The organism is Bradyrhizobium sp. USDA 3256 (assembly GCF_054058275.1).
Map to the genome: position 1 here is coordinate 463,156 of NZ_JBSSAE010000002.1, position 16,709 is coordinate 479,864.

General features: G+C 66.0%; 16 protein-coding genes. 5 read left to right on the forward strand and 11 right to left on the reverse strand.

Translation table 11 applies throughout. The annotated features are described in order from the left end of the window. Positions 1 to 128: 128 nt before the first annotated feature. Entirely contained in the window at positions 129 to 1,187 is a 1,059-nt protein-coding gene (locus ACVWY5_RS03885; RefSeq protein WP_321176636.1) for an acyl-CoA dehydrogenase family protein, read from the reverse strand. Between the two features lie 295 nt (positions 1,188 to 1,482). Here ACVWY5_RS03885 and ACVWY5_RS03890 point away from each other — a divergent pair, with 295 nt between their 5' ends. Further along, positions 1,483 to 2,388, forward strand: a complete 906-nt coding sequence (locus ACVWY5_RS03890) for an alpha/beta fold hydrolase (protein ID WP_028333052.1) — start codon at positions 1,483 to 1,485, stop codon at positions 2,386 to 2,388. A 139-nt stretch (positions 2,389 to 2,527) separates the two neighbouring features. Here the strand turns inward: ACVWY5_RS03890 and ACVWY5_RS03895 are convergent, their stop codons facing one another. Beyond that, entirely contained in the window at positions 2,528 to 2,974 is a 447-nt protein-coding gene (locus ACVWY5_RS03895) for a nucleoside deaminase (RefSeq protein WP_244978690.1), read from the reverse strand. A 140-nt stretch (positions 2,975 to 3,114) separates the two neighbouring features. Between ACVWY5_RS03895 and ACVWY5_RS03900 the strand changes: the two genes are divergently transcribed. Beyond that, entirely contained in the window at positions 3,115 to 5,133 is a 2,019-nt protein-coding gene (locus ACVWY5_RS03900) for a pseudouridine synthase (RefSeq protein WP_028333054.1), read from the forward strand. A 6-nt stretch (positions 5,134 to 5,139) separates the two neighbouring features. Next, positions 5,140 to 5,703, forward strand: coding sequence for a 16S rRNA (guanine(966)-N(2))-methyltransferase RsmD (rsmD, locus tag ACVWY5_RS03905; RefSeq protein ID WP_028333055.1), 564 nt, complete (start codon positions 5,140 to 5,142; stop codon positions 5,701 to 5,703). A gap of 130 nt (positions 5,704 to 5,833) precedes the next feature. On the opposite strand, the gene mutL is transcribed toward rsmD, so the two are convergent. Next, positions 5,834 to 7,651, reverse strand: a complete 1,818-nt coding sequence (mutL, locus tag ACVWY5_RS03910) for a DNA mismatch repair endonuclease MutL (protein ID WP_028333056.1) — start codon at positions 7,649 to 7,651, stop codon at positions 5,834 to 5,836. Positions 7,652 to 7,883: 232 nt separating this feature from the next. Between mutL and ACVWY5_RS03915 the strand changes: the two genes are divergently transcribed. Further along, positions 7,884 to 8,204 carry a ribbon-helix-helix domain-containing protein gene (locus ACVWY5_RS03915; RefSeq protein WP_016848007.1) on the forward strand — a complete coding sequence of 107 codons (321 nt, stop codon included), beginning with the start codon at positions 7,884 to 7,886 and terminating at the stop codon, positions 8,202 to 8,204. A gap of 279 nt (positions 8,205 to 8,483) precedes the next feature. Here the strand turns inward: ACVWY5_RS03915 and ACVWY5_RS03920 are convergent, their stop codons facing one another. The 4 genes from ACVWY5_RS03920 to ACVWY5_RS03935 are packed head-to-tail and all read right to left on the reverse strand — an operon-like array spanning position 8,484 to position 11,389. After that, on the reverse strand, positions 8,484 to 10,052 hold the full coding sequence (locus ACVWY5_RS03920; protein ID WP_028333057.1) for a GMC family oxidoreductase: 1,569 nt from the start codon (positions 10,050 to 10,052) through the stop codon (positions 8,484 to 8,486). 18 nt (positions 10,053 to 10,070) lie between these two features. Further along, positions 10,071 to 10,619: a hypothetical protein gene (locus tag ACVWY5_RS03925; RefSeq protein WP_028333058.1), complete on the reverse strand. Its 549-nt coding sequence runs from the start codon at positions 10,617 to 10,619 to the stop codon at positions 10,071 to 10,073. Between the two features lie 53 nt (positions 10,620 to 10,672). Then, positions 10,673 to 11,068: a VOC family protein gene (locus ACVWY5_RS03930; RefSeq protein WP_028333059.1), complete on the reverse strand. Its 396-nt coding sequence runs from the start codon at positions 11,066 to 11,068 to the stop codon at positions 10,673 to 10,675. Then, entirely contained in the window at positions 11,069 to 11,389 is a 321-nt protein-coding gene (locus ACVWY5_RS03935; RefSeq protein WP_028333060.1) for a c-type cytochrome, read from the reverse strand. It abuts the gene before it with no gap. Between the two features lie 390 nt (positions 11,390 to 11,779). Between ACVWY5_RS03935 and ACVWY5_RS03940 the strand changes: the two genes are divergently transcribed. Further along, positions 11,780 to 12,085, forward strand: a complete 306-nt coding sequence (locus ACVWY5_RS03940; protein ID WP_028333061.1) for a hypothetical protein — start codon at positions 11,780 to 11,782, stop codon at positions 12,083 to 12,085. 264 nt (positions 12,086 to 12,349) lie between these two features. Here the strand turns inward: ACVWY5_RS03940 and arfB are convergent, their stop codons facing one another. From arfB to ACVWY5_RS03960, 4 genes are all read right to left on the reverse strand, one after another. Continuing rightward, a complete protein-coding gene (gene arfB, locus ACVWY5_RS03945; protein WP_028333062.1) occupies positions 12,350 to 12,769 on the reverse strand; it encodes an alternative ribosome rescue aminoacyl-tRNA hydrolase ArfB in 420 nt (139 codons plus the stop codon). Positions 12,770 to 12,997: 228 nt separating this feature from the next. Continuing rightward, the gene (locus ACVWY5_RS03950) at positions 12,998 to 14,362 is read right to left on the reverse strand and encodes a M16 family metallopeptidase (RefSeq protein ID WP_028333063.1); all 1,365 of its coding nucleotides are present in this window, start codon (positions 14,360 to 14,362) and stop codon (positions 12,998 to 13,000) included. After that, positions 14,359 to 15,750: a M16 family metallopeptidase gene (locus ACVWY5_RS03955; protein WP_028333064.1), complete on the reverse strand. Its 1,392-nt coding sequence runs from the start codon at positions 15,748 to 15,750 to the stop codon at positions 14,359 to 14,361. The genes ACVWY5_RS03950 and ACVWY5_RS03955 overlap by 4 nt, the downstream gene beginning before the upstream one ends. A gap of 151 nt (positions 15,751 to 15,901) precedes the next feature. Further along, positions 15,902 to 16,633, reverse strand: a complete 732-nt coding sequence (locus ACVWY5_RS03960) for a hypothetical protein (protein ID WP_028333065.1) — start codon at positions 16,631 to 16,633, stop codon at positions 15,902 to 15,904. Positions 16,634 to 16,709 lie beyond the last annotated feature (76 nt).

Here is a 16,709-nt window from a genome sequence, read left to right on the forward strand (position 1 = left end):
CTTACGCGGTCATTCCGGATGACGCGCATCGCGCGTCGATCCGGAATCTCGATGTTGTGGGCGCCTTCTCACCTCATCTCGAGATTCCGGGTTCGGCGCGTTGCGCCGCCCCGGAATGACGAAGTGGGTCAGAGCAGATCCCCGCCCGCCGCTGACGCCGTGGTGCCGTGCTCGCGGAACGCCTTGATGACGTTCTTGCCGATCTTCCACTTGTGCACCTCGTCGGGCCCGTCGACCAAGCGCTGCGAGCGCACCTGGGTGTACCATTTCGCCAGCGGCGTATCCTGGCTGAAGCCGAGCGCGCCGTGCAGCTGGATCGCGGTGTCGATCACCTTGTGCACCATGTGGGCGTGGAAGATCTTGGCGATCGAGTTCTCCTGGCGGATGTCGAGGCCCTTCTCGGCCTTGTAGGCGATGTGCAGCAGCATCAGCCGGCCGATATAGAGCTCGCTCGCGCAGTCGGCGAGCATGAACTGCACCGCCTGGCGGTCGGCCAGCAACTGGCCGAAGGTCGAGCGCTTTGTCACGTGAGCGGCCGCCATGTCGAGCGCGCGTTGTGCCTTGGCGACGTTGTGCATGCCGTGGCGCAGCCGGCCGTAGGCGAGGCGGTGCTGGCCCATGTTGAAGCCGTTGCCTTCGCCGCCGAGCAGATTGTCGGCCGGCACCTTCAGGTCCTTGATCTCGATCTCGGAGTGGCCGCCGTGGATCACGTCGTCATGCGGACCCTCGATCGCCATGTTGGCGACGTTGCGCTTGATGCGGTAGCCGGGGTTGGGCAGCTCGACGATGAAGGTCGAGTATTGCTTGTGGCGCGGCGCGTTCGGATCGGTCTTCGCCATGACCAGCGCGAGGTCGGCGACGCTCGCCGACGAGGAGAACCATTTCTCGCCGTTGAGGATGTAGTTCTCGTTGCCGTCCTTCACCGCCGTGGTCTGCATGCCGGTGGCATCGGCGCCGGCGGCCTTCTCGGTCATCGAGAAGCAGATGCGCTTCTCGCCGTTCAGCAGCGGTTTAAGGAATTTTTCCTTCTGGTACTCGGTGCCGTGCGCCAGGATCGTCATCATCGAGGCGTCGTCCGGTCCCTGCGTGTTCATCGAGAGCGCGCCGAGCATGCTCTCGCCGAGCTCCATCTGCACCAGGGCGTTGGCGAGCGGGCCGAGGCCCATACCGCCATACTCCTTCGGCACGAACGGGCACCACAGGCCCTGCGCGCGGGCCTTCTTCCGCAGCGTCCCAGCACCTCGGCAAGCGGCTTGGTGTCGAGTTCCTTTTCCGCCGGAATGCATTCGTCGTGGACGAATTTGCGAACCTTCTCGCGGATCGCCTTGGCCTCGGCGGGAATTTCGAAATCGATCGACATGGCACTTCCTCGTTTCATGTTGTTGTTGGCAGGACTTGAGGATGGCATAAACCTGGCCTGAGCCAGCAGCAACGCCGAACAAAGTTTGAAGCAGCGCGGCCGCGACAGGGAAGGAGCTACCGATGCCTGATCTCGCCGATCTTTTTCCCGGCTATGCGTCCGAATGGATCAACACCTCGCAGGGCCGCATCTTCGCCCGCGTCGGCGGCAAGGGCCCGCCCTTGCTGCTGCTGCACGGCTTCTCCTCGACGCATGTGATGTGGCACACGGTCGCGCCGAAACTCGACGACAGCTTCACGCTGATCATCGCCGACCTGCCGGGCTACGGCTGGTCCGATATGCCCGACAGCGACAAGGACCATACGCCCTACACCAAGCGGGCGTGGGCGAAGACCATGGTCGAGGTGATGGAGCAGCTCGGGCACGTTCATTTCGCGCTCGCCGGCCACGATCGCGGCGGCCGGGTGTCGTACCGGCTCGCGCTCGATCATCCCGGCCGGCTGTCGAAGCTTGCGGTGCTCGATATCGCACCGACCTATGATTACTGGCAGAAGCTCAATCGCCTGTCGGCGCTGAAGATCTACCACTGGGCGTTCCTGGCGCAGCCCTATCCGCTGCCGGAGACGCTGATCTCCAACAATGGTGAATTCTTCCTCAAGGAAAAGATGGCGAGCCAGACCAGGAGCAAGACGCTGGAGGCGATCGATCCGCGCGCGCTCGAACACTACCTGGCGCCATTCCGCGATCCCGCGCGCATCCACGCGATGTGCGAGGACTATCGCGCCGGCGCCTATGCCGATTACGAGATCGACAAGGCCGATGTCGACGCCGGCAAGAAGATCACGATCCCGATGCTGGCGTTGTGGGGCGATGCCGGGGTTGCCAGCGCGGCAACGACACCGCTCGACACCTGGAAGACCTGGGCCACCAATGTCAGCGGCGCGCCGGTGGCGTCGGGGCATTTCCTGCCCGAGGAGGCCCCGGAGGCGACCGCGAAGCTGCTGCGGGAGTTTTTCCTGGCGGGGTAGTCACAAGAGAAACTCGTCTCACCCGCGAATGCGGGTATCCAGTACGCCGCGTCCTATCGAGCGATCATGGCCGTCTCTGGAATACTGGATCATCCGCTTTCGCGGACGATGACAGCGGTGGGGTCCGCGATCGCGTCACTTACCGTCGCTCCCTGAAGAACTCGCGCAGCAGGCGCGCGGACTCGGTCTCGCCGACCGCGCCATAGACCTCCGGCACATGGTGGCAGGTCGGCTGCGCGAAGAATCGCACGCCGGACTCGACCGCGCCGCCCTTGGGGTCGGCGGCGCCGTAATAGAGCCGGCGGATGCGGGCAAAGGAGATTGCCCCGGCGCACATGGTGCAGGGCTCCAGCGTCACGTAGAGGTCGCAATCGACCAGTCGCTCGGTGCCGATGGCCTCGGCGGCCTGCCGGATCGCCAGGATCTCCGCATGGGCCGTCGGATCGCGGTCGGTCAGGGTACGGTTGCCGGCGGTCGCGATCACCTCGTAGCCCCGCACGATCACGCATCCGATCGGAACCTCGCCAGCTTTTCCGGCATTTTCCGCGGTTTTTAGCGCCAAATCCATGAAAGAAGGGGCAGACATGCCTCGTATCATCGGAAGAAACCTGCTAGTAGCGTCGCCTTCAGCAGAAGTGGATGCCGGTTTTGCGCCAGTCGCGCCCAGATGGCGCGCGTATCGCCGGTTGCCCTGCGCCCCAATTGAACCTCCAGGCGAGAACATTCATGCCCCGCGACAGCGACAAAAACAACGATTCCCCGCGCGGCCGGCGGGACCGGGGGGCGCCCGGGAAGGGCCGTTCCGGCGGCTCCCGCGGATCGGACAAGCCGTTCGGCAAGCGCAGCTTCGGCGGCAAAGGTGGTGATCGCGACAAGCGCTCGTTCGGCGACAAGGGCGAGGGCCGCTCGTTCCGCCGCCGCGAGGACGGCGATGCGCCGCGCCGCGATTACGGCGACCGGCCGCGCTTCAAGCGCGACGACCGCGGCGGCGAGGGGGGCGGAAAGCGCCCGTTCAAACCGCGCGGCGAGCGCCGGGACTTTGATGCGGGCGATCGTCCGCAGCGGAGTGGCGCGCGTTCGGAGGGCCGGTCATCCGACCGCAAATTCGGCGAGAAGCGCCCCTACACGCCGCGTGGCGAGCGTGACGGCGAGAAGCGGACCTTTGCGCCGCGCGGCGAGCGCGCCGAGCGCAAATTCGACGACCGGAAGTTTTCGCGCGGCGATCGCGACAAGGGTTCGTTCCGCGACAAGGGCGAAGGCCGCCCGTTCCGCCGCCGCGAAGACGGCGATGCGCCGCGCCGCGATTTCGGCGATCGGCCGCGCTTCAAGCGCGACCGCGACTTCGAAGGCCGCGACCGCAGCGACGAGAAGCCCTGGCAAAAGCGGGATCGCAAACCGCGCGACGACCGCGGCGGCGATGAGCGCCCGCGCTTTTCGCGGTCGCGCGACGATCGCGGTGGTAGCGAACGTCCGCGATTCTCCAGGTCCCGCGACGACCGCGAGCAGGGTGATCGTCCGAAGTTCGGCCGGCCGCGCTGGGATCGTCATGATGAAGATGGTGGCCGCGACAGCCGGCGCCGCGAACGGCCCGAAGGTCGCACCGACTGGCAGGAGCACCCGCGCAGCGAGGGCCGCTTCTCCGACCGGCCGCGCCGCGACAATGAGGACGACAGCAGGATCTTTGCGAAGCGCCCGGCCTTCGGCGGCCGCGGCGCCTATCGCGAACGCGCCACCGACGATCGGCGCGAGCGTCCCGAGCCGAAGCCGAAGAAGACAGGCGAACGCATCGCCAAGGTACTGGCGCGCGCCGGTCTCGCCTCGCGCCGCGATGCCGAGGAGATCGTCACGCAAGGGCGCGTCACCGTCAACGGACGCGTGATCAACTCGCCGGCGCTCGATATCACCGACAACGATGTCGTGGCGGTCGACGGCAAGCCGTTGCCGCCGCGCGAGCGGACCCGGCTGTTCATGTATCACAAACCGCGCGGGCTGATGACGACGCATGCCGATCCCGAGGGGCGGCCGACCGTGTTCGACAATCTGCCCGAGGGTCTGCCGCGGCTGATCTCGATCGGCCGGCTGGATTTCAACACCGAGGGCCTGTTGCTGCTGACCAATGACGGCGGCCTGGCGCGGACGCTGGAGCATCCCGACACCGGATGGCTGCGCCGGTACCGCGTGCGCGCGCATGGCGAGGTGACGCAGGGCCAGCTCGACCAGCTCAAGGGTGGCGTCGAGGTCGACGGCGTCAAATACGGACCGATCGACGCGACGCTGGAACGCGACCAGAGCGCCAATGTGTGGGTGGTGTTCGCGATCCGCGAGGGCAAGAACCGCGAGGTGCGCAACGTGATGGCGCATCTCGGGCTCGAGGTGAACCGCCTGATCCGGATCTCCTACGGCCCGTTCCAGCTCGGCGAGCTCGAGGAGGGCAAGGTCGAGGAGGTCAAGACGCGGGTGCTGCGCGAGCAGCTCGGCGAGAAGATCGCCAAGATCGCGGGTGCCGACTTCACGCGGCCGGAGCAGCGTGACGCAGCCGACGGAGACGAGGCGCCCGCGAGGAAGCCGAAGCCCAGCAAGCGCGAAACCATCAACGATCGCAAGGGCCGCCGCGTGCTGGTGCAGCGCACCGGCAGCGAGGAAGCCCGTGCCCGCAATGAAGACGAAGCGAACGGCTACGGCCCGCCGCGCCGTCCCAAGCGCGGCTATCACGGCAAGCGCGATCTCAAGCCGCGGGACGAGTAACGGTCAATGCGCGTCGTCGGGGGCAGGCTGAAGGGCCGCAATCTCGCTTCGCCTGCGGGCCGCGAGATTCGTCCGACCGCGGACCGCCTGCGCGAGTCCGTGTTCAACATTCTGATCCACGCCTACGACAATCCGGTTGAGGACGCGCGCGTGCTCGACCTGTTTGCCGGCACCGGCGCGCTCGGCATCGAGGCGGTCTCGCGCGGCGCCAAGTTCACGCTGTTCGTCGACAATGGCGCCGAGGCGCGGGCGCTGCTGCGCAACAATGTCGAGTCGCTCGGCCTCGGCGGCACGACCAAGGTCTATCGCCGCGACGCCACCGATCTCGGACCGGCACATCCGGTCGAGCCGTTCTCGCTGGTGTTTCTCGATCCGCCCTATGGCAAGGGGCTGGCCGACAAGGCGCTCGCCTCGCTGCGCGACGGCGGCTGGCTGACGCCAGGCGCGCTGCTCGTGGTGGAGGAGGCAAAGGCCGCGGCGTTCACGGCACCCGAGGGCTTCGAGGAGCTCGAGCGGCGCGCCTATGACGACACGGAGTTCGTGTTTTTGCGAGCTGTCGCCGCAATCTAGTCTGCTAGGGCCCCGGCCTTCGTCAACGGAGGCATTTGTGGTTATGGGTCCCGGGTCGCGCGGAGCCTGTCATCGGGCGGCGCTTTGCGCCGACCCGTTGGCTTGCCCGGGACGACGGAATGTGTGGCCACTACCGCCGCCCGAACAGCTTCTCGATATCGCTCAGCTTCAATTCGACATAGGTCGGGCGGCCGTGGTTGCACTGGCCGGAGTTCGGCGTGTCTTCCATCTCGCGGAGCAGCGCGTTCATCTCTTCCGGCTTGAGGCGGCGGCCGGCGCGGACCGAGCCGTGGCAGGCCATGGTGGCGGCGACGTGCATCAGCCGGCGCTCCAGCGGCAGCGCCTCGTCCCACTCGGCCATGTGCTCGGCGAGGTCGCGCAACAGGCCCGCCGCATTGGCCTTGCCGAGCAGCGAGGGCGTCTCGCGCACCGCGACCGCGCCGGGGCCGAAGGATTCGATCGCGAGCCCGAATGACGCCAGCTCCTCGGCGCGGTCGAGCAGCTTCTCGACGGTCGCTTCATCGAGCTCGACGATCTCGGGGATCAAGAGGATCTGCCGCTGCACGCCGTTCTTCGCCAGCGAGGCCTTCAGCTTCTCATAGACGATGCGCTCATGCGCCGCGTGCTGGTCGACCACGATGAGGCCGTCGCGGGTCTGCGAGACGATGTAAGTCTCGTGGATCTGGGTGCGCGCGGCGCCGAGCGGCCGATCGAGCAGGTCGGGCGCGGGCGCGGCCTCGAAGCGCACATCGGCGGTCGGCGTGCCGACGTCGAAGGCGGCCTGTCCGGGCTCGGCGAAGGCGGCCGCCGCCGCGCCGTCGAACGCGCGCATCGGGCCAGCCGGATAGGACGGCGAGCCGCGCCAGTCCCAGTTGCCCGGGCGCGGCGGCGTGAAGGCCGGGCGGAAGGCCGAGAGCGCGGCGCCGTCGGCGGTATTGGCCGCGGTGCGCCTGCCTTCGCGCGCGAGACCTTCCTTCAAGGCGTGCACGATGAGCGCGCGGACCAGACCGGCATTGCGGAAGCGCACCTCGGTCTTGGCCGGATGCACATTGGCATCGACCTCCTGCGGGTCGCAGGTCACGAACAGCGCCACGACGGGATGGCGGTCGCGTGGCAGGTAGTCGGAATAGGCCGCGCGCACGGCGCCGAGGATCAGCTTGTCGCGCACCGGGCGGCCGTTGACGAACAGATATTGCCCGAGCGCATTGGCGCGGGTCAGCGACGGCGCGGCGGCAAAGCCTTCCACCACGACGCCCTCGCGCTCGGCGCGCACCTCGATCGCACAGCTACGAAAATCCGCACCCAGGATATCGCCGAGCCGGGTCAGCCGGCCCGCGGCGCCGGGCAGCGCTGCGGCCCAGGTGACCGGCGCGCGCTCTTCGCCGGCCAGCGTGAAGGCGATGTCCGGGCGCGCCATGCCGAGGCGGCGCACCACCTCGCGGATCGCCTCGGCCTCGGTGCGGTCGGTCTTGAGGAATTTCAGCCGCGCCGGCGTGGCGTAGAAGAGTTCGTTGACCTCGACGCGGGTGCCCTGGCCGAGCGCGGCCGGCATGACCTCCGACTTCTCGCCGCCTTCGACCGATAGCGACCAGGCATGCGGCTCGCTGGTATGGCGCGTGGTGATGCCGAGCTTTGCGACCGCGCCGATCGAGGGCAGCGCCTCGCCGCGGAACCCGAGCGTGCGGATGCGCAGCAGGTCTTCGTCGTCGAGCTTGGACGTGGCGTGACGGTCGACCGCAAGCGCGAGGTCGGCGCGGGTCATGCCGCCGCCGTCGTCGGTGATGCCGATCCGGCGCCGCCCGCCGCCATCGGTGAAAACGTCGATCCGGCTGGCGCCGGCGTCGATCGCGTTCTCGACCAGTTCCTTGACCACGCTCGCGGGGCGTTCGACCACTTCGCCGGCGGCGATGCGGTTGACGAGCTGTTCGGGAAGCTGGCGGACGGGCATGGATTGGACGTTCGGAGCGCGATTCGAGGCTGGCCGTTACTATAAGTCGCCGCGCCGGCAAATGCATGGGACCGATCTGGCGGCCGCAAGCAGGTTGGGGATTATTCCAGCCTATCGCCTTGAAGACGCTTGGCTTCGGCGGCCGGCGCGTTACGCCCTACGTCCCGATTGTGGGGCCGCGCGCACAGGTATATCGTTTAGAAAAATTATAAGTTCTCGCCGGAGGAACGCCATGTGCCATCTTTTCGCGCATCAGCCGCAACGCGACTATGAATCGCAGACCCGATCGTTGCGGATCGACGGCCATTGCACCTCGATCCGGCTGGAGATGTCGTTCTGGGATACGCTGGAGGAGATCGCGGCCAAGGAAGGCATGACGCTGGCCAAGTTCCTCACCACCCTGCACAACGAGGTGCTTGATCATCACGGCGAGGTGAACAATTTCGCGTCGCTGCTGCGCTGCTCCTGCCTGATCTATCGCGCCAAGGCGAATGCGCCGGCGGTCGTTCCCGACTATCGCGGGGCGGCGGCGATCATGGATGCCGCGGAATAGGCTTCGCGCAAGTCCATCGCGCAAAAGAAAAGCGGCCTTGTCCTGTTAGGCAAGGCTGCTTCAGTGAGAGGAAATCCGGAACACACTCCGCTTCGCCTCGCCCCGCTTGCGGGGAGAGGTCGGAACGCATCGTTAGATGCGTTCCGGGTGAGGGGGAGTCTCCGCAAACGCAGCTACCGCCGAATACGCGGAGACGGCCCCTCACCCCAGCCCTCTCCCCGTAGGAACGGGGAGAGGGAGCGCAGGGTCGTCGCGGCCGCTATTCGACCGAATCTCGCTTCAGATCTCCTTGCGCTGCATCGCGCCGGCGATGTGGTCGGCCTGGCGGATCGCCAGCGATACGATCGTCAGCGTCGGGTTGCAGGCCGCTCCGCTCGTGAATTGGCTGCCGTCGGAGACGAACAGGTTCTTGATGTCGTGGGTCTGGCCGAACTTGTTGACCACGCCGTCCCGCGGCTTCTCGCTCATCCGGTTGGTGCCCATGTTGTGGGTCGAGGGGTAGGGCGGCGTCGGGTAGGTGACGGTGGCGCCGACCGCCTCGTAGACCGCGGAGCCCTGCTTGTAGGCGTGATCGCGCATCGCGACGTCGTTCGGATGATCGTCGAAATGCACGCTGGCGACCGGCATGCCGAACTTGTCCTTGATCTTCGGATCCAGCGTGATGCGGTTGGTCTCCTGCGGCATGTCCTCGCCGACCAGCCACATGCCGGCCATCCGCGGATAGCCCTCGATCGCGCTTGTGAAGCTGCGTCCCCAGGCGCCGGGATTGAGGAACGCGGCCATGAAGGGCAGGCCGAGCGACAGCGTCTCCATCTCGTAGCCGCCGACGAAGCCGCGCTTCGGATCATTCTTGGCCTCGTCGCGGATGATGCCGGCCATGGTGGTGCCGCGATACATGTGCACCGATTTCTCGAAGCTCGCATACACGCTGCCGGTCATGTGCCGCATGTAGTTGCGGCCGACCTGGCCGGATGAATTGGCGAGCCCGTCCGGGAACATGCTGGAGGCGCTGTTGAGCAAGAGCCGCGGGCTCTCGATCGAGTTGCCGGCGACCGCGACCACGCGGGCCTTCTGGCGCTGCATCGCGCCGGTCGCATCGGCATAGACCACGCCGGTGACTTTGCCGGACTGGTCGTGCTCTATCTTGATCACCATGCTGCCGGGGCGCACTTCGAGATTGCCGGTGGCTTCGCCCTTCGGGATCTCGGTGTAGAGCGTCGACCATTTGGCGCCCGACTTGCAACCCTGGAAGCAGAAGCCGATCTGCTGGCAGGAGCCGCGGCCGTCACGCGGCTCGCTGTTGATCGCCATCCGCCCGGTGTGCACCTCCTTGTAACCGAGCTTCCTGGCGCCGGCTTCCATCACCTTGAAGTTGTTGTTGCCGGGCAGTCCGGGAATGCCGTTGGTGCGGGTGACGCCCATCTTGTCCTCGGCCTTGGCGTACCATGGCTCCATCTCGGCGAGCGTGATCGGCCAGTCCAACAGGTTGGCGCCGGGCATGTTGCCATAGGCCGACTTGATCTTGAACTCGTGCTCGTCGAAGCGCAGCGAGGCGCCGGCCCAATGCGTGGTCGAGCCGCCGACCGCCTTTACGATCCAGGCCGGCAGGCCCGGAAAGTCCTGGTGGACGCGCCAGCTGCCCGACGTCGAGCGCGCGTCGGACCAGGCGAGCTGGGTGAAGCTGTCCCACTCATCGTTGATGAAGTCCTGGTTCTCGATGCGCGGGCCGGCTTCCAGGATCACGACCTTGACGCCCTTCTGCGCCAGTTCATTGCCGAGCGTTCCGCCGCCGGCACCGGAGCCGATGATCACCACAACGCCGCTGTCATTCAGATCGAATTTTGCCATTGTTTCCTCCCGACCCGTTCAGACCTTCGGCAGCCAGTCGATATCGGCGAAGCCGCGCTTGATGTAGCCGCCATGCTCGGCCGAGGAGCCCTCGTAGCCGAACCGCGGCCACACCTCCTTGTTGTTGTAGATGAAGACGATGAGGTCGCCGCGGATCTTCTGGAAGAAGGCGCTCTGCTCGATCTGTTGCAGCAGCGCGACGCGATCGTTTTCCCAGGCGACCTGGACATAAGGCATCTTGTGGCGGTCGTTGGCCGCCTGATCGAGCCTTGTGACGCCGTCATTGATCAGCGATTTGACCGCCGGATCCTTCGCGGCCTTCTCATCATACGGCTTGACCGCCGCTATGTAGTAGCTGTCGCCGAGGAAATCGTGCGGATAGATGTCGCGCGCCATCTTGAGCAGCGTCTTCAGCGTGGCCGGCGTCAGCGTCGTGGTGCCTTCGGCCCACGCATCGGTGATGCCGAGCCCCGTCGAGGTCGCAATCGCGACTGCGGGTGCGGTAATGGCCGCGCCTTTGAGAAAGACACGCCGGTCATATTTGCTGCGTCGATCGATTTCTCTCATGGGTTCCTCCGTCAATTTTTGTTTGTGCAATTGCCTTGTTGTTCGAGCATGCTCTAGCCGAAGCGCCCGCCGCGCTGGATCACCTCGATCTTGTAGCCGTCGGGATCGGAGACGAAGAAGAAGCGCGCCAGCGTCTTGCCGTCATGCTTGAAGTCGCGCAGCGGCCCGGGCGACAGTTTCTCCTTTTCGAAGCGCGCGTGCTCGGCATCGACGTCATCGACGATGACGGCGAGATGGCCGTAGCCGTCGCCGAGCGTGTAGGGTTCCTTGCGATCGAAATTGACCGTGAGCTCGACCTCGAAGGGCGAGGAGGGATGGCGCAGATAGATCAGCGCGAAATCGGGAAATCTCAGATTGTCCGTGATCTCGAGGCCGAACGCGCGCTGGTAGAAGTCGAGCGCCTTGGCTTCGTCGAGCACGCGGATCATCGAATGCACGGGTTTCGCCATTCAATTCAGCTCCTTCAGATAGGCGATGATCATGGCGCGGGTTTCCGGTTTGGCTTGCCGGTAGGCCATCACGGCGCCGGGGATCACCTCCTGCGGATTGGTCAGCCAGGCATCGAGGCTGGCGTCGTCCCAGACGAAGTCGGCCTTGCTGAAGCCCGCGGAATATTTGAAGCCGTCGGCCTTGCCGGCGTGGCGGCCGACGATCCTGTAGAGCGACGGGCCTTGCCGGACGGCATCCGACGTGTTTGACGTGTGGCAGGTCGCGCATTGCTGCTTGAACAGCGTCGCCCCATCGGGCGGCCTGGCGGCCGGCAAGGGCATCTGTGCAGCCGTCATTTGCACTGCAAGCATTGCGCTGCAAAATCCCAGCCCCAGCGACCACCCTGCGCGCAGCTTTGCCATCTACGTCACCGCCTCTGTGCGGTGACTGTAGGAGGCTGAAATCCGCCGTTGGTAGTAGCGGGCTGTTTCACAGCAGAACAAAGCTGGGCGGTGATCTGGCGCGGAACCGATGGTTGCCGCATATGCGGACGACAATTTCGCAAAATGACCGCGAAATCCCTGCACGATCACCACACGACGCAGCTTGCATCTCGCGTGCGCCGTTTGCGGAAAATTCAGTCTTGCGCGATGGGGTTCAGGGTCGGCGCTGCAAACGGCGCACCACCTGTGCCGCTCCTCCATCGTCAATTAAAGTCCCAGGAGAAATGGATGACGTTTGCAAAAACCAGCGTGCTCGCCCTTGCCATCTCGGCCGCGATGGCCGGCCCTGTCCTGGCACAGGGAACGACTGCACCTGATACCCAGCTTCGCGGCGGTGCACAGGGCAGAGGTACCATGCAGCAGGGCGGCGGCATGTCCGGCAGCGGCGACGAGGAAATGGCGGCGCAACCTGGCGCGACGACGCAGAAGAGCGGTGCCGCCGCCAAGTCAGGCAGCAAGGGAACGGTCGGCAGCGGACGCACGGCACCGAAGTCGGGTGGTTCCGAGATGGCGCCCGCAACCAAGAAGTACTGAAGTACGAGAGCCTTCCCGGTTCTGATCAATCGGAACCAAGGCTCAGGCTTCCTGTTCTGACGCGTTCCTTCGCGCGAACCGACATCCGCTTCGCGCGAAAACGCTTCTGGTGACGCTGACCGGATCCCGGATGCAGTGCCGCGTGCGCTGCGTCCGGCGTTCCCTAAAGCGCGATGAGATTAGGTTGAATCGTCATCGCGCCTTAGCTCTTTGTTTGAGCATGATCTTTTCGGAAAACCGCTTCGCACTTTTCCGGATCATGCTTTAATCGTCGAAACGGCGCGCGCCGCGCCCCGCCTTGATGTGGCTGCGGCGCTTCTTGCCCTCGAGCCGGCGCTGCTTGGAGCCGAGTGTCGGCTTGGTCGGCCGCCGCGGTGTCGGCCGCACCATCGCCTCCCTCAACATCTCGAGCAGCCGGTCGATCGCATCAGTGCGATTGCGTTCCTGGGTGCGAAAGCGGAAGGCGTGGATCACGATCACGCCGTCCTTGGTCATGCGGCTGCCGGCGAGCCGCGCCAGCCGCTGCGCGGCGTCCGCCGGCAATGCAATCTTGTTGGTATCGAAGCGAAGCTGCGCCGCGGTCGAGACCTTGTTGACATTCTGTCCGCCCGGGCCGGAGGCGCGGACAAAGACGATCTCAATGTCGTTCTCGTCGATCGTAAGGTCGCGGGACACCCGCAGCATGACATCACCCGTGGAGGCAAGAATCGGCCGCCGCAGAATAGCGGGTTTGATCGTGCTTGGGTGGTGCTGATGCAGTGGTCGTTACGCCGGAGGTCGGAGTTCTTGGCTGACCCCTCTCCCCAACCTCGAGAGCGAGCTTCGCTCGCCTCGGACCCCCACACGGGGGGTGAAGAGAGGTGTGGCCACAACGGTAGTGCGTATGAAGGGAAGGTGGCGCGCCGGAACGCGTCAGTTCGCCTTCGGCGGCGCCGACACCGGCTGCGCCGCGGCCTGCGGGGCGCGGCCGACGATTGCGGTGAGCAGGCCGTTGCCCCAGAGCCTCCTGGCGACCCGCTTGGCGTCGTCGAGCGTCACCGCGTCGACGATGGCGTTGCGCTTCTCGATGTAGTCGATCGGCAGCTTGTCGAGCTGGTATTGCAGCATCGCCTGCGCGAGCTTGGAGGAGGTGTCGAGCGCCAGCATCTGCGAGCCCTTCAGGTAGGACTTCGCCTCGTCGAGTTCCTTCTGCGTCGGACCTTCCTCGGCGATGCGGCGGACTTCCGCTTCGATCGCATCGACGGTCTCGCCGGCGCGGTCGGCGCGGGTGCCGGTGTTGCCGATGAACAGCGCGGAGTGATCCATCCAGACCAGCGCTTCATAGATCGAGTAGGCCAGCCCGCGCTTCTCGCGCACTTCCTTGTAGAGCCGCGACGACAATCCGCCGCCGCCGAGAATGTGGTTCACCACATAGGCCGCCATGAAGTCCGGGTCGTGCCTGGCGATGCCGGGGCCGCCGAAGGTGACGACGGTCTGCGGTACGTCGAGCGGGACGAAGGCGCGCTGCGGCGGCCTGGTCGCCACGACGTCGGGGACCGCCGTCAATTCGGCTTTCGCCGGCAGGCCGCCGAAGGTCTTGTCCAGCAGCTTGCCGAGCGTGTCGGGATCGACGTCGCCGACCACGGCAACGCGCAGCGTATCCTTGGCGATGATGCGGCGGGTGTAGTCCTTGAGGTCCGGGATCTGGATGGCCGGCACGCTCTCCAGCGTGCCGGTGGCCGTCCTGGCATAGGGATGATCGCCGAAGGCGAGCTCGAGGAACTTGCGGCCGGCGAGCGAGGACGGATTGGTCGATTCGCGGCGCAGATTGGCGATCACCTGGGCGCGGATCCGTTCGACGTCCTTCGGCTCGAAGTGCGGCGAGGTCAGCGCCATCCGCAGTAGGTCGTAGGCTTCGTCCTTGTTGTCCTTGAGCATGCGCAGCGAGCCGCGGAATTGATCGCGGTTCGACTGGAAGCTGAGCTCGATGGCGCGGCGCTCGAGCCGCTCATGATAGGTTTTGGAATCGAGATCGCCGGAACCCTCGTCGAGCAGGTCGGCGACCAGATTGCCGACGCCGGGCTTGCCGGGCGGATCCTGGCTGGCGCCGCCGCTGAAGGCATATTCCATCGCGATCAGCGGCACGGTCGCGTCCTGCACGAACCACGCCTCGATGCCGCCGGGTGATACCAGCCGCTGGATCCTGGCCGCGGCCTGCGAGGGTGCCGACGTCACCGTCAGCAGCGCGGCGCAGGCGCCGCCGATCAGCGCCGCACGGCGGGTGAGGGAATAGATCACGAGCGCTTCTCCTCGCGTTTCGGCGCAGTATCCTTGATCAGATAGCCGGTCACCGACCGCTTCTTGTCGAGCCAGCTGGCGGCAGCAGTGCGCACCTGCTCGGCGGTGACGGCGCGGATGCGGTCCGGCCAGCTGCGGATATCCTCGATGCTGAGCCCGGTGGTCAGCGCGCCGCCATACCAGCGTGCCAGCGTCGCCTGGTTGTCCTGGGCGTAGATCGCCTCCGCGATGAGCTGGGTCTTGACCCGTTCGAGATCCTCGGCGCGCGCCGGGTTCTGCGCGAGGTCGGCGATCACCTTGTCGATCGCGTCCTCGATCTGTGCGAACTCGACGCCGGGTTTCGGCGTCACCGAGATCGAGAATTGCGACGGATCGAGCGAGGTGCCCTGATAGCCGGCGCCGGCCGAGATCGCGAGGCCCTTGTCGATCACCAGCGAGCGATAGAGATAGGAGTTGGCGCCGCCGCCCATCAACTGCGCGAGCACATCGAGCGCCTGGCTCTCGCCTGCAGCCGCGGTTGTCGCCGACGGCACCAGGTAATAGCGGCGCAGGCTGGGTTGTTCGACGCGCGGATCCGACAGCGTCACGGTGCGCGGCGCGGCAGGTGTGGGCTCCTGCGGCCTGACCCGCTTCTCCGGGATCGCATGCTGTGCCGGGATCGGGCCGAAATTCTTCTCGACCAGCGGGCGGATATCCTTGACGTCGACGTCGCCGGCGATGACCAGGATCGCGTTGTTCGGTGCGTAGAAGCGACGGTAGAAGGCGAGCGCATCCTCGCGGTCGAGCTTCTCGATCTCCTGGTGCCAGCCGATCACCGGCCGGCCATAGGGATGGTTGAGATAAAGCGCGGCCATGATCTGCTCGCTCAGCCTTGCATCCGGGTTGTTGGCAACCCGCATGTTGAACTCCTCGAGGACGACGTCGCGCTCGGGCAGCACGTTCTCGTCCTTGAGGATCAGGCCGGTCATGCGGTCGGCCTCAAACTCCATCATGGTGGGCAGCTGCTCGCGCGGCACGCGCTGGAAGTAGCCGGTGTAGTCAACCGAGGTGAAGGCGTTCTCATTGCCGCCGACGCGCAGCACGGTCTGCGAGAACTCGCCGGCCGGATGCTTGGCGGTGCCCTTGAACATCAGATGCTCGAGGAAATGCGCGAGACCCGATTTGCCGGGCGTCTCGTCGGCCGAGCCGACCTTGTACCAGATCATCTGCGTGACCACCGGCGTGCGGTGGTCGGGGATCACCACGACCTGCAAGCCGTTGTCGAGCGTGAAACTGGCGGGGCGTTCCGAGGTGACGGTGGTCTGGGCGCGGAGGCTGGCACCCGGCAGCGGGATGGTGGAAACGAATGCGGCAGCGAACAGGGCGATCGATCGGCGAGAGCGCATCATGGTCCTTATGAAAGCCCGGACCCACGGCCGGGGCGCGAAAGCAAGCCATCGTACACGGTCGTTCCCGTGCCGACGGTCACGAAGCGGAGAGACACCCGCCGCCCCGCATTAAGCTTTGCTCATGTCAGCCTTCGCGCGAGCAGGCCAAGCGTCACTGTACCGGTTTTCCGGACATGACGTCGTACTGGCCCTCGTTCACCTTCGGCGCCTGCGGCCCTGTGCCATAGGCATAGCCCGAGGACGGGGTCTGGTAGCCCGGCGGCGGCTCGGTCAGGGATTCGCGCGTCGGCTCACCCTTGAACGGTTTGGACTCGCTGCTGTTTCCCTTGAACATGCCGAGCAGGCCGCCGGTGTAACCGAGCTGGCTCGGCATCAGCGATGGATTCGTGCTCACGCCGGGCTCCAGCGGCTCCTTGCGGCCATCGGTGGCCGTCTGCTGCTTGCGGCCGGCCTCGATCTCGGCCGGCGTCAACGCCACCGCCGACTGCCACGGCTCCTTCTTGACGTCCTTCTTGCGCGCCGCGATCGCAGCCTTGCGCGCGGCGATATCAGGGTCCTTCGGCCAGTTCGGCGCGTTGACCTGGGCGGTCGATGCCGGCGGGGGCAAATCCAGCTTCGGCGGCACCACCAGCGGCGAGCGCTCGCGGTAGTCGATGCCCTTGCTGGCCGCGCTCTTGGCGCCGAGCCCGGTCATCAGATTGTCGACGATCCGCTCTTCGAAGGTCAGGCCATCGTCGCCGTCATCCTCATCGTCGCCGGCGCGCACCGGGCCGGCCGTCATGACAAGGCCGATCCCGGCTGCGACGAACGCCAGGCGCAGGCCGCGCATCAGCGGCAGCCGGGACGTCTCGATCAGGTAACCGCGGGCTTTGGTGTTGCGCATTGCGCCATTCCCATCTCAAATTTCGCCAAAGCGATCACTGGCTTAGGCACAGTTCCGCTTGATACAGGTGTGGGCC

Bases quoted from the DNA above. Each gene is read 5' to 3' on its own strand.
- ACVWY5_RS03920 (WP_028333057.1), bottom strand. From the start codon at position 10,052: ATGGCAAAATTCGATCTGAATGACAGCGGCGTTGTGGTGATCATCGGC.
- rsmD (WP_028333055.1), top strand. From the start codon at position 5,140: ATGCGCGTCGTCGGGGGCAGGCTGAAGGGCCGCAATCTCGCTTCGCCT.
- ACVWY5_RS03940 (WP_028333061.1), top strand. From the start codon at position 11,780: ATGACGTTTGCAAAAACCAGCGTGCTCGCCCTTGCCATCTCGGCCGCG.
- ACVWY5_RS03925 (WP_028333058.1), bottom strand. From the start codon at position 10,619: ATGAGAGAAATCGATCGACGCAGCAAATATGACCGGCGTGTCTTTCTC.
- ACVWY5_RS03960 (WP_028333065.1), bottom strand. From the start codon at position 16,633: ATGCGCAACACCAAAGCCCGCGGTTACCTGATCGAGACGTCCCGGCTG.
- ACVWY5_RS03895 (WP_244978690.1), bottom strand. From the start codon at position 2,974: ATGTCTGCCCCTTCTTTCATGGATTTGGCGCTAAAAACCGCGGAAAAT.
- ACVWY5_RS03930 (WP_028333059.1), bottom strand. From the start codon at position 11,068: ATGGCGAAACCCGTGCATTCGATGATCCGCGTGCTCGACGAAGCCAAG.
- ACVWY5_RS03890 (WP_028333052.1), top strand. From the start codon at position 1,483: ATGCCTGATCTCGCCGATCTTTTTCCCGGCTATGCGTCCGAATGGATC.
- ACVWY5_RS03915 (WP_016848007.1), top strand. From the start codon at position 7,884: ATGTGCCATCTTTTCGCGCATCAGCCGCAACGCGACTATGAATCGCAG.
- ACVWY5_RS03955 (WP_028333064.1), bottom strand. From the start codon at position 15,750: ATGATGCGCTCTCGCCGATCGATCGCCCTGTTCGCTGCCGCATTCGTT.
- ACVWY5_RS03900 (WP_028333054.1), top strand. From the start codon at position 3,115: ATGCCCCGCGACAGCGACAAAAACAACGATTCCCCGCGCGGCCGGCGG.
- mutL (WP_028333056.1), bottom strand. From the start codon at position 7,651: ATGCCCGTCCGCCAGCTTCCCGAACAGCTCGTCAACCGCATCGCCGCC.
- ACVWY5_RS03935 (WP_028333060.1), bottom strand. From the start codon at position 11,389: ATGCCCTTGCCGGCCGCCAGGCCGCCCGATGGGGCGACGCTGTTCAAG.
- arfB (WP_028333062.1), bottom strand. From the start codon at position 12,769: ATGCTGCGGGTGTCCCGCGACCTTACGATCGACGAGAACGACATTGAG.